This is a genomic window from Pseudoalteromonas sp. MMG022, from assembly GCF_021654245.1.
GTDB classification, from domain to species: domain Bacteria; phylum Pseudomonadota; class Gammaproteobacteria; order Enterobacterales; family Alteromonadaceae; genus Pseudoalteromonas; species Pseudoalteromonas amylolytica.
On sequence record NZ_JAKFZQ010000019.1, the window covers coordinates 70,266 to 81,704 of the forward strand.

At 42.1% G+C, this 11,439-nt stretch carries 14 protein-coding genes; 13 read left to right on the top strand and 1 reads right to left on the bottom strand.

Annotated features, from left to right (window positions below; genetic code table 11):
• Positions 1 to 8 precede the first annotated feature (8 nt).
• Complete coding sequence (locus L1070_RS15900) at positions 9 to 317, top strand: hypothetical protein (RefSeq protein ID WP_237126294.1); 309 nt, start codon at positions 9 to 11, stop codon at positions 315 to 317.
• Between the two features lie 76 nt (positions 318 to 393).
• Here the strand turns inward: L1070_RS15900 and L1070_RS15905 are convergent, their stop codons facing one another.
• Positions 394 to 792, bottom strand: a complete 399-nt coding sequence (locus tag L1070_RS15905; protein WP_237126295.1) for a helix-turn-helix transcriptional regulator — start codon at positions 790 to 792, stop codon at positions 394 to 396.
• A 311-nt stretch (positions 793 to 1,103) separates the two neighbouring features.
• Between L1070_RS15905 and L1070_RS15910 the strand changes: the two genes are divergently transcribed.
• The 12 genes from L1070_RS15910 to L1070_RS15965 all read left to right on the top strand — a co-directional run bounded on the left by L1070_RS15910 (position 1,104) and on the right by L1070_RS15965 (position 11,062).
• Positions 1,104 to 2,078, top strand: coding sequence for a transposase (locus L1070_RS15910; protein WP_237126296.1), 975 nt, complete (start codon positions 1,104 to 1,106; stop codon positions 2,076 to 2,078).
• Positions 2,079 to 2,311: 233 nt separating this feature from the next.
• Entirely contained in the window at positions 2,312 to 2,632 is a 321-nt protein-coding gene (locus L1070_RS20365) for a tyrosine-type recombinase/integrase (protein WP_343221762.1), read from the top strand.
• 75 nt (positions 2,633 to 2,707) lie between these two features.
• A complete protein-coding gene (locus tag L1070_RS15920) occupies positions 2,708 to 2,971 on the top strand; it encodes a ribbon-helix-helix protein, CopG family (protein ID WP_237126297.1) in 264 nt (87 codons plus the stop codon).
• The gene (locus L1070_RS15925; protein WP_237126298.1) at positions 2,956 to 3,246 is read left to right on the top strand and encodes a type II toxin-antitoxin system RelE/ParE family toxin; all 291 of its coding nucleotides are present in this window, start codon (positions 2,956 to 2,958) and stop codon (positions 3,244 to 3,246) included. Before L1070_RS15920 ends, L1070_RS15925 begins: the two co-directional genes overlap by 16 nt.
• Before the next feature lie 441 nt (positions 3,247 to 3,687).
• Positions 3,688 to 3,855 carry a hypothetical protein gene (locus L1070_RS15930; RefSeq protein ID WP_237126299.1) on the top strand — a complete coding sequence of 56 codons (168 nt, stop codon included), beginning with the start codon at positions 3,688 to 3,690 and terminating at the stop codon, positions 3,853 to 3,855.
• A gap of 252 nt (positions 3,856 to 4,107) precedes the next feature.
• Positions 4,108 to 5,484, top strand: coding sequence for a hypothetical protein (locus tag L1070_RS15935; protein ID WP_237126300.1), 1,377 nt, complete (start codon positions 4,108 to 4,110; stop codon positions 5,482 to 5,484).
• Positions 5,478 to 5,912, top strand: coding sequence for a hypothetical protein (locus L1070_RS15940; protein WP_237126301.1), 435 nt, complete (start codon positions 5,478 to 5,480; stop codon positions 5,910 to 5,912). Before L1070_RS15935 ends, L1070_RS15940 begins: the two co-directional genes overlap by 7 nt.
• Before the next feature lie 76 nt (positions 5,913 to 5,988).
• A complete protein-coding gene (locus tag L1070_RS15945; protein WP_237126302.1) occupies positions 5,989 to 7,146 on the top strand; it encodes a hypothetical protein in 1,158 nt (385 codons plus the stop codon).
• Between the two features lie 47 nt (positions 7,147 to 7,193).
• Positions 7,194 to 7,619 (top strand): hypothetical protein, encoded by a 426-nt coding sequence (locus L1070_RS15950; protein WP_237126303.1) that lies wholly within the window; start codon positions 7,194 to 7,196, stop codon positions 7,617 to 7,619.
• Positions 7,620 to 7,677: 58 nt separating this feature from the next.
• Positions 7,678 to 9,111: a hypothetical protein gene (locus L1070_RS15955; protein WP_237126304.1), complete on the top strand. Its 1,434-nt coding sequence runs from the start codon at positions 7,678 to 7,680 to the stop codon at positions 9,109 to 9,111.
• A gap of 44 nt (positions 9,112 to 9,155) precedes the next feature.
• Positions 9,156 to 9,755 carry a hypothetical protein gene (locus L1070_RS15960; protein WP_237126305.1) on the top strand — a complete coding sequence of 200 codons (600 nt, stop codon included), beginning with the start codon at positions 9,156 to 9,158 and terminating at the stop codon, positions 9,753 to 9,755.
• A 20-nt stretch (positions 9,756 to 9,775) separates the two neighbouring features.
• The gene (locus L1070_RS15965) at positions 9,776 to 11,062 is read left to right on the top strand and encodes a hypothetical protein (protein ID WP_237126306.1); all 1,287 of its coding nucleotides are present in this window, start codon (positions 9,776 to 9,778) and stop codon (positions 11,060 to 11,062) included.
• Positions 11,063 to 11,439 lie beyond the last annotated feature (377 nt).

Below are 11,439 nucleotides of genomic sequence, written 5' to 3' on the forward strand. Positions count from 1 at the left end.
ATATGAAAATGAATAAAGAGGCACTTAAGCACAGAGCTGTTGAGTTGGAGCGAATTTTAAATGATTACTCATTGACTGAACCAGAAGCTGCTTTATTACTTAAGGTATTAGCTCCAATAATAGAAAATGCAAAAGCTAACAAGATTGATCATAATGTAGAGTGGAATGATATAGCTGGTAGTCGATTTTTTACAGAAGGAAGTCTTAGGCAGTTTCCCGACTTAGAAAAAGCATTTGCAGACTTCAGAATTGAAGCGACAGGAGGGGAAAGCCCAGCTTTGAAAAAGCTTAGAGCTAGACATAGTAAAAACAAGTAACTTGAATTGAGAGTTGCTTATATGAGCTTCTAAAATAATGAATCATCAACGCCCTAGCTAACTATCTGGGGCGTTGTTATATCTGCTTTCCCACAAGCTTTTTAAGCTGATCCTGTTTTACAGCCATATCTAAGAAGTGGCAAACCACGTCTTGATCTTCAGGTCTTAAGCTATCTATCTGGCGGCATAATTCCTTCAGCTTTTTGTTCTTAATATCAAACTGATCTTGATCTTCAAGATTCTGTCCTTGTAGTAGCCTGTCAAAACTAACCTCAAGCACTTCAGACAACCTGATAATATAGTCGAATTGTGGCTTACCTTGTCCGCGTTCCCAACGGCCTATTAACCTTGGTTGAACTTCCAGCATATTAGCCAATTCTAACTGAGTAAGTTGTCTTAATTTACGTAATTCAGCAAGGTTCTTCCCAAAGTCGGTCATTACCCAATGCTCCAACAAATAATCTGTGTAGCGCATAGTAACCCTGTAAAAATTATCCAACCTTGAAAAGGATAATAATAAATTTAAGTGGACACCCACCCCAACTTGGAATGTTGGGGTGGTTTGTCTAAGCTAAGAGGTGAATTTAAGTGGACACCCACCCCAGCTTGAAAGTTCGGGTGGTTTGTCTAAGCTTTAGTTTCTTCAAAATTCAAATCAAATTCTAAGTTCAAGGAGCGAACGATGAATTTAAGTGGACACCCACCCCAGCTTGAAAGTTCGGGTGGCTTGTCTAAGCTTTAGTTTCTTCAAAATCATTTCAAAATTCTAAGTTCAAGGAGTGAACGATGGGATTAGCAAGGAAGCGACAAATCAGTTTGTCGGATACTAAATACTATCATTGTGTTTCACGGTGTGTTCGCCGGGCATTTTTATGTGGTGAAGATAAGTTTACGGGTAAATCATATGAGCATCGAAGGGGGTGGGTAGAAGAACGCTTACTGTTTTTAACGGAAGTATTTTGTATTGATGTGTGTGCGTATGCAGTGATGAGTAACCATACCCATGTTGTATTGTATGTGGATGATAAAAAAGCTCAAAGGCTGAGTGATAGAGCGGTACTTATACGTTGGCATAAGCTGTTTAAAGGCTCGATTCTTAGTCATAAATATCTGCAAGGAGAGCGTTTAGACGAAGGGCAACGGTTCTTCTTGAACAAAGAGGTAACAGAATATCGCAATCGTTTATCGAGTATTAGCTGGTTTATGCGGGTGTTGAATGAAGGCATAGCACGCCAGGCAAATCGAGAAGATAATTGTACAGGTAGATTTTGGGAAGGGCGCTTTAAATCACAGGCTTTACTCGATGAAGCAGCTTTGATGACCTGTATGGCCTATGTGGACTTAAATCCGATTCGAGCGAAGATAGCTAAAACACCAGAAGAATCAAACCATACTAGTATTAAACAACGCTGTGAACATGCCAAAGTGGGTAAACAGCCCAAACAACTGGCGCGATTTGCGGGCAGCCCAAGAAAACACATGCCAAAGGGTTTACCTTTTGAGCTTAAAAGCTACCTTGAACTTGTTGAACTCACAGGGAAATGTATTCGTACAGACAAGCGAGGTTACATAGCACAACATCAAGAGCCAATCTTAGAGAGATTAAACATCAAAGCAGAGAATTGGCTAAAACTGACCACCCAATTTGAACAGGTGTTTAAAGGTGCTGTAGGTAAAGAAAGAGCACTGGATATGTATTGTGAACGAGCAGCATTGAAACGACGACGAAATATCAAAAATAGCAAAGCGTTACTGACCTAATCGACAATTACTTCACTAAATAATATGCTCAGATGCAAAAAAGAAAGGGTAGGGAAAGTAGTGTGGAAACGACAGACAAAACGGCTAAAAAGTCCATAGGTGCATCATAAATTCGCTACTAAAGGTACAAGGTTTGATAATATAAGTGATAAAATACTGGCAAGTCACTTCGTTGAATTGTGATAACATCTTTTTAAAGTGGCTGTCCGCGTATTGGTAGGCTAAGTCGCACCGTGGCTCAATACGTGGAAAAGTCCGGGGTGAACAAACAAGGCAGTTGCCACTTGTTTAGGCACTCAATGGCCACGCTGATGCTGGAAAATGGCGCAGACATCCGCTTTATCCAAGCCATGCTTGGCCATGCTGAACTCAGTACCACGGAAATCTACACCCAAGTGAGTATCAAAGCACTTAAAGAAGTGCACAGCCGTTGTCATCCTGGCAAGCTGACCAAAGCCTCTGAAGATAGTGATATGGCTGAGTTGATGGCGATGTTAGCGCAAGAGAGTGAAGAAGAGTTGCAAGGTAAAAGCACATGCTCATCGACAAAATAAACGGTTATGCGTTGACATAAAGAGTAGGTTGTTTAACACTGTTAAACAACGTTAAACATGAATGTTGAGGTGCCTATGTTAGGGGTAAGATTAGATACAGACTTAGAGCAGAGGTTGGCAGCGTTGGCAGAGCGTACCCATCGTTCAAAAAGTCATCATGCAAAAGAAGCACTTAAGCGCTATATCGAACAAGAAGAAGCGCGAGAGCAGGCAGACAGAGAAACACTGACACGCTGGGAAGCTTATAAAGAAAACGGTGAGTCAGTGAATAATCAGGCTATGATGGATTGGCTAGATGACTGGGGCACGGAGCAGGAGCGCGCATGTCCCGAGAAGTGATCTGGTTACCCGATGCAGTAAAAGATGTTATGCGGTTACGCGAATTTATAAGAGAGAAAAACCCCAGTGCAGCACAGCGAGCCGCCAGTAGGATAAAAGAAGGCGTGATGCTGTTGATGGACAATCCAGAGTCAGGGCGACCAGTGGCTGGCTTAAGTGCCTTCCGTGAAGTGATGATGCCGTTCGGCGCGGGTAACTATGTATTAAGATACCGAGAAGATGGCAATAAAGTGGTTATCGTTAGAGTCTGGCACAGCAAAGAGGCACGTAGATAAAGCCGCCTCAAATACAACTTCCTATGCCTTGGCCCTTGCCATAAAGCTAAAAAAGGCTCACACCTGACGCATTTAACAATGCAAATGAATAGTGAGGCACCACAAGGCATAGAATGTAAAACAACACAAAGGCGCGTTGTAAAACAAGCACACAAACCCCACCGCCAACCCGCGTCATAAAGCAAATCAAGTGTTAAACAGCGCAGCAATCCCCAACCCTGACAAAATTCTACATGTAGAAAGATGCGCGCTAACCACATCGAGCAACCAACGGCAAATCTGTCAACATAAAACGTCAAGCAAAAACGGCTTAAGCCCTGTTATGGTGCATACTCTAGGTGAGTATGAGAGGCTCACCTAGAGCATGCACAGGCAAGTTACTTGTGATGTAAAGGTTCAACATAACAGGGCGGTGTTAACCAACGGCAGGATACGCATGCTGTGCTACAAATAGTAAAAACACAGACAAAACATCCAGCAATGCAAGATAAAGCGCTCCCCGTTATGCGCAGTGTAAAGCCAACAAACACAGACAAAACAGCAACGGTAAAAGGCAGCTTAAAACCGTTAAAACAACGGGCGATTACCACACCAAAAAGACCTATCTGACAAACCAAATCACAATCAAAAAAAGCGTTCATCCAAGGCGCGATTAAATTGCGTGTGCGATTAAGCTCAAGCGTAAGCACAATCCCCCCTCTAGGTTGTTCAAAGAGTACAACCTAGAGGGGGGAGAGGGTTAAAAGTGACCATCAAAACGCTGGTGATGCACGGATAAAGTGAACGCATGCGCATGAACGCCAAAATGCGACGCTAAGCTCAAAAGTGCATCTAGGCGTTTTACAGTGTAGAATCAACGATATGCAAATGATGACCACGCCACAGCGCCCGGTATATAAGGGCAACCCGCACCTACGTGTACGACCGCACGTCGGGGTCATTGCGCTTGGCAATGCGATTGGTAACTCTATTGTGAGTGGAATGCAGAAGAAGCAAACCCAAGCCAATGTTGATAAAGCTACTCAAGTTGGTAACGAAGTTTACGAGCGAGAAATCTCACTAGGTAAGTCACCTAAACAAGCAAAATTTGCGGCAGCGCAAGCGATTGCCAAATCAAGCGGCGGTGCTGTTTCATTAAATGAAACTTCAGATAGTGCTTTACTGCCTAGTCATGGCACGAGTAACCCAGATGCGACTTCTGGCTTCTACTTATCGAGTGGCTCAGAGCAAGGTTTTATCCATTATGATGCATCAATGAATGATGTTGCTGAGTTTTTAGCTGGCAGCTCAGCATATGATTTAGGGATGAGTCACGCTTCACAGATGTTTGGAATAAAACAAAGCGCTGACATTGCGTTTAAAAATGGTGTGGCTGAAGGAATACATAATGTTAGAGCAGCTACAGCCAACCGAATAGCCAATGCAAAAGGTTTTAATGCGAACCATATGACGGCTAACCAGTGGCAAGGTATTGTGAACAACAAAACACGTCAATGGGGAAGTGAACTGCAAAGTGATGTTATGGATATTGTTGCTGCTCCATTAGCATTGACTGGATTTGGTTATGCTGGAATGAGGTTGATAGGTTCTGGAGCCTTAAAACTAGCACAGGGTGCTTTTAGAGGGAATATGATACATGGCTCTTCTAAACTTGCCGTAGCGAAGACAATGGTTTACGGCGGTGCTCAAATTGGGGCTGGTAAGTTCCTAATTGACTCAGGCGTTAACTTTGCCGAAAACTCCTTAACGGGTAGTAATAATGCTATCAACGATATTCATAGAACTGGTCAGCATATTTACCACGAAGCTAAGCGAAATGGCGGGATAACGCAGGCGGTAGGATTTACTATTGGAGGTGAGGCCTTTGGTGTTAAGGCTGATGTAGCTTTTGGTGGTTACTACTCAAATGATTTTAACAGGAATGAGGTCAAAGCAGGTCCGTACATTAGTGGTGAGTTTGGTGGTAATTTGACTCTTCCAATGGGAATGCCTTCATGGGGAGCTGGCTTCGAAGCTACAACTTTTACAACAGATAATTGGAGAGCTGCGATGCGAGATTCTTACGGTATATTCGGTGGGGATATAGGCAAAGGCAATAAAGCGATTAACGTTAACTATGTACGTCCCATAGGCACTGGTATAAATGGCTATCAAAGTACTTTGCAGCTTTGGGGGAGTTCTACCGATGGCTACAGTGCAAACGGTATGTCCAAATACGGGTGGGGTTGGGCATGGTAAGTCGTTTTAAATCAATCTATTTGTTGTATATATTTGGTGCGGTTTGGTTAATAGGTATGTCAATAGCGCTATTCCGCCCTGACCCAATAATTGACCAAGTGTTTAATGAATTGACTATTGAAAGCGAGTATGAACTCCATAGATTTTCTTCTGTAAAGTATAAATTTGATCAACAAGGTAATTTGGGAGAAATGTATCTTTGTTTAAGTAAATATAGAGGTTCTAGTAAGCGAAAACCCAAATCACCTAATGATGTGGCACTAGGTAAATTTGTAGAAATTAAATCTAAAAATTATGTTTTTAGGTTGGAAATTAGTGCAGGTGAAGCATATAAAATGGAGATTACAGAGCTTGATGAACAAGAAGAGGTAATTAATAGTTCTAATAGTTACGCCGTGAATTGTGAACTAGCTTTACTAAATAGTTAGCAATCTTGGGTACGGCTAGCTCTAGTAGCTAGCCGATGCCTTTGGCAATGCAATTGGTAACTCTATAGTTGCCGGAATGCAGCAACCATCAAAAGCAGATCTTGAGCGTCAGGCGAAGCTTGATGCGATGGGACAAAAACTCTCTGCGGATACAGCACGTAAAATTGATGGGCAACTTGCAACCGACTTAAACAACTCACTTAACACTACGATGCAGGGGATTGATGCTTCAGTTGACCGCATGTTGTGGGCGAGTAGTGGTAACCAACAAATTGATGTCAATGCACAGTTTGCGGCACATGAGGCGAGAAGAGCTTCGAGGCAGCAAGGGGGGGGTGATAGGGCTAATAGCTTAAGTGCTTCATTGTCATCACAAGCAAGCGCATTAGAAAGTAGACATCGAAATCAGAACGCGGGCATTCAAGCAATTGCGGATGCTGCTTTTGCTAAAGGTGTAGTGCGTGGTGAAGCTATGTATGCTGCGGGTGTAAGAAACCGCGAGCAAATCGGTGTTGATTTGCTAGCAGGTGTTGATGTTGAGGGGAATATTGCTTGGGGTCAGCAGCAACGAAGTAAATTTAATGCGATTAGAAGTAAAGCTAGCGATATTGTTTTTGGGCCAACAGGTGCACCTAATGCAATTGAAACGGAGTTGAATATTACTGGTAATATTCCAATGTTTGAAGGAGGTTTTGGTCTGAGTGTCACTGTTGATAGTTTTGGGCGTTTTACATTTACTGGAGGAGCTACAGCTACTTTAACTAGTGATATCTCAGCAAACGTAAGTGCAGCTCTTGGGCAGGTTAAAGGTTATGGAGCTGACAGTTTTGCACTTGGTACTGGTGAAGCTGTTTCTACAACGGCAGATGTTTCAATTGTAGATGTTTTTGTCGATAAAAATTCAAAACTTGGAACCTTTCTAAAGGCGAGACCTGTAGATATCTTTGGTGGTTACGAGAGTGGTTATACTCAGAAAGGAACATACTGGGATCTTGGTAATAATCCAAGTGTAACGCCAGCAGAAAATCTTTACCACTTCAAAGGTGGGTATGTTGGCGGTTCTGTTGGTTGGAAGGACCTGTACGAATTTAACGCGTCACCATTGTATAAAGCACTTGGACTAGAGAAGTTGGCTATCGGAAAAACCTATGAATACGCGGCTTCTGGGTACACAACACAGCCAAATTTAATAGGCCGTGTTACATATAATCTGTTAGATATTTTCCATGATTAATGTTGTTGGGGCCAAATAGTGCCCCTATATTTTTTTGGTTTCTTTTAATGATATATGAAATTAGTTTACTTGATTTATCTTGGCCTTTAGTACTGATACCAAGCACGTTTTTATTTTTGCTTTCTAAATATATTTGGTCTCATGAGTTACTTGTTAAGAAACAAAAGATAAAATATTTAGCTATAGCTTTCTTTGTACTAGGAACTTTTCCATTGTGCGTGTTTGTATATCACCTGACGGCAAATATTATGCATTTAACAGGAAGTCATTCTAGTGCTGAAGGGAGCTACCAATCTATAAGTGATGATGGGCGTATTGCAACTTTAAATATTACAGGCCATAGGTTTAAATTTCATTTATACAGTACTAGTTGTTTATCTCATAAGCCAAATTTAACGAAAGGAGATTACATCAAGGTTAAGTATTTAGGTGAGAAAAATGATGTGTGTATTTTAGAAATACAGAAGATCTAACCTAAGCCTTTTAGCCGATGCTTTTGGCAATGCGCTCGGTAACTCTATTGTTAGTGGAATGCAGAAGAAGCAAACCCAAGCCAATGTTGATAAAGCTACTCAGGTTGGTAACGAAGTTTACGAGCGAGAAATCTCGCTAGGTAAATCGGAAAGAGAAGCAAAATTTGCAGCAGCACAAGCAATGGCGCAGTCGAATGGTGGTGCGGTTTCATTAAGCGAACCTTCGGATAGCGGTTTACTGCCTAGCTATGGCACGAGTAACCCAGACGCAACTTCTGGCTTCTACTTATCGAGTGGCTCAGAGCAAGGCTTTATCCATTACGATGCATCAATGAATGATGTTGCTGAGTTTTTAGCAGGCAGCTCAGTATATGATTTAGGGATGAGCCATGCTTCACAAATGTTTGGAATAAAACAAAGTGCAGACATTGCGTTTAAAAATGATGTGGCTGAAGGAATACATAATGTTAGAGCAGCTACAGCCAGCCGAATAGCCAATACTAAAGGCTTCAATGCAAATCATATGACAGCTAATCAGTGGCAAGGAATTGTGAACAACAAAACACGTCAATGGTCAAGCGAGCTGCAAAGTGATGTTATGGGTTTAGTTGTTAACATCGCGGCAGCTCCATCTATGATAATAGGCGCAGGTCAGTTGGCTAACTGGGGAGTTAGAGGGCTCATTGGTCTAAGCCGTGCTGCAGGAAGTGGCTACGCACAAATTGGACGCTCGATAGGTGCTTATGGTTGGCAACAAAGTGCATTAAACGTTATGGCGCGGGCAAACCCAGTTATGAATCCAGTGCACAGCATTGGCAGCTTTGCTACCCGTACAGGCCTTGCTCGTAACAGCTTTAACTTTGCACCTACAGCACTACAAAACACTATAAACCAAGGTGCAGCAGTATTAGCAAGTCGCGCATCAATGATGTCAAGTCAATATGGTAATGTGTTGAAAGCAGGTTTTAACAGTAACCGATTTGGCGTCACCACAGCAGACATTGGAGCAGGTTTAGTCTCTGGGACTATTAACACAACATTTGCATATTCGATGAACCCAAATAAAGGTTTACTGGATTACAGTGTTGACTTTGCCTCAGGTTTTGTTGGCGGTGTAGGTGGTAATATGGTCGCGGGTAGAGTGAAAAATGCAATGATGAGTGGTCAAGTTGGACTTTCGTCAAGTCTAGGAGCAACTATTTACAGTGAAGGGATTGGTGGTGCTGTTTCTGGCTTTGCGAGTAATAGCTTTTCACAGGTGTATGCTTTTGCTAAAAATCCCACAAGCTTTAGTTTCGACTCTCAAGGGATGGGATATTCGATTTTGAGTTCGGCTCTCATAGGTTCCTCAATTGCAAAATACAATCCTGATGGTGCACCAACTACACAAGTAGGATTAAACGCTTCAGTAGGAAGTTCTGTCAATGCTAATTGGCATGACTTTATTAACCATTGGTTTGCGACTGGTGCGAGCAACCCTCTTAAAAACTAACATAGGAGGTGTGCTCATAATGTGAGCACACTGATAACTTGACGATGAATAAAGGCAACCTAATCAATCATTATAGAGGTATAAAACAACCTTTATCTAAATATGTGTATAGACTTTGGAGCTTCATTCTAGGTTTAGGGTTTATGCTTAGCTGTCAAATTCCAGCCTATTTGGAAGGTCGATACTTTAATACTGAACTATTGATTTGTACTGGTATATTAGCAGCTATTGCAATGTGGTGTGGTATATCAATTTACCGCTCTACCACTAAATTAGCTGCAACTGCATATGAAAATGGTCTAGAAGTTCCGGGAAAAGGCTTTTTCCGATGGGAAGAATTAAAAGTAACGAGAGAGCGCTATGTAAAAAGGGCCCCCTCGGTAAACTTTATTCCTTGTTACTATATTCGTCTTGGCTATGACCAAAGCACAGCTATATTTCAATACCTAGAGGATTATACGGGACTGTATCATCTGCTTTATAAAAAAGGTGTTGAAGGCGCTGATAAAGAGTTATTGATTTACAATACAAATATCGAAGGTATAAAGATGGAATGGAAGCCAGTCTATAAAGCTATTTTTAACCCCAAAACTGGGGAATTAACTGAAGAGGAAGGTAACCCTTTAGAGCGACAAAGGAGCTAGCCGATGCGCTTGGCAATGCGTTGGGGAATTCCATAGTAAGCCACCATGTTGAATCAGCAGCACGTCAGAAGTATCTCAAAGAAATGGATGGTCACTTTGCACAAGTAAATGAGCAAAGAGCAAAGAATCTTGACAGCAACAGTCAGCTTGGTGGTTTTGAACTTGAAATAACTGGGCCAATTGGTGCAAATTCTTCGTTTGCAGCTGACGAAGCCTACCGCAACTTGAGGCGACAAGGGGTTGCGGATAATTACTTTGACGCTGGGCAAGGGGCCTATAATCAAACTGTTAGTGCCATTAATGCAGGTGTTGCAGCGGGTGATGGGGTTAGAAGTCAACTAGCGCCGTTGAGTGCAGCACATACTGCACGTTATGCGAGTGGGGATGCGCTAGCTGCTTATGAAATGGATAGGTTTAATTATTTGGCTAATACGGGTAGCTTCAATTCAAATCATATCACTTCAGAACAATGGCAAGGCATAGTTAATAATCGAACACGACAATGGGCTAGTGAGCTGCAAAGGGACGTTATTTCAGCTGTTGGTGGGATAGCGTCTGCTCCACTACTAGTATCTGGAGGCTTAGGGCTCGCAGCTTGGGGTGTCCGAGGCCTTCAAATGGGCAGTCGTTCTTTAGCCGGAACATACACTGCATTAGGTCAGGAAGTAGGTGCCTATGGTCTGATGAATACAGCTAGAAGTGTTGCTGCTAGAAATGCTCATCGTCTAGGTACGGTTGGGATGGAAGGTTTAACTATTACAACCGATATTATAGCGCCGGGTGCAGCTTATGCGTTGCCAGTAGGTGGTGGGCTTAGTTTAGCATACCAAAATGCTGATGAACTTAAACATGCTGCGTTTAGGTTAAGGGGGAGTGAAAACTATGGAGTACATTCTACTTTAATTGATAATTATGTGACTGGAATGCAGAAAGCTCCTCTTCCATCATGGATAGAAGAAAGCTTTTTAGATGATACTTTCAGAACAGTACGAGCTGATACTGACCTAACACTTTACAGAGTCTTCGGAGGACATGCAGAAGCTGGAGGTGGTTTTGTTAGTACATTACCAGCTGGGAGCCGGATCCAGTCTAAGATCGATGCTGCTTTGTTACCAGAATGGAAAAACAGTCGTATGTATGAAGCAGAAATAATAGTTCCCAAGGGGTCAGTATTGAGTATTGGGAAGGTCAAACCTCAAACAATCCAAGAGTCAAGTTATGTTCTTGATGGTATGGCAGATCAAGTACTGTTGCCTCAAGATTGGCCTCTCGAATGGATTAATGGCTTTAGATACCTAGGACAATAATTAAAATGACGGAATTGAATTCGAACGAAATAATATTGCTAGAAAATCAGATATCGGACGCAATTGATACAATGCGAGCAGCTGTCTCAGTTCAATATGAGCCCGAAATCGAGAATTATGAAAAGTTGTATTCAAAGCATCTTAATGGTTTGAGATCAGGGGACTTAAAATCCATTGAATGCTTTTATAAGTTGATTGGGCTTGCTAGAGCTTACCTTGAAACTTCGAGTAAGTGGGATCAACCGTTTCTTCAAAAAATGGGAGAAACAGAAAAGATCATTAAAAAGATTAAAGCTAATTCTGAATAATGGTGTCATCAATTACCATTCGGCTAGTGATTTACGCTAGCCGATGCGTTTGGCAATGCGCTGGGGAAC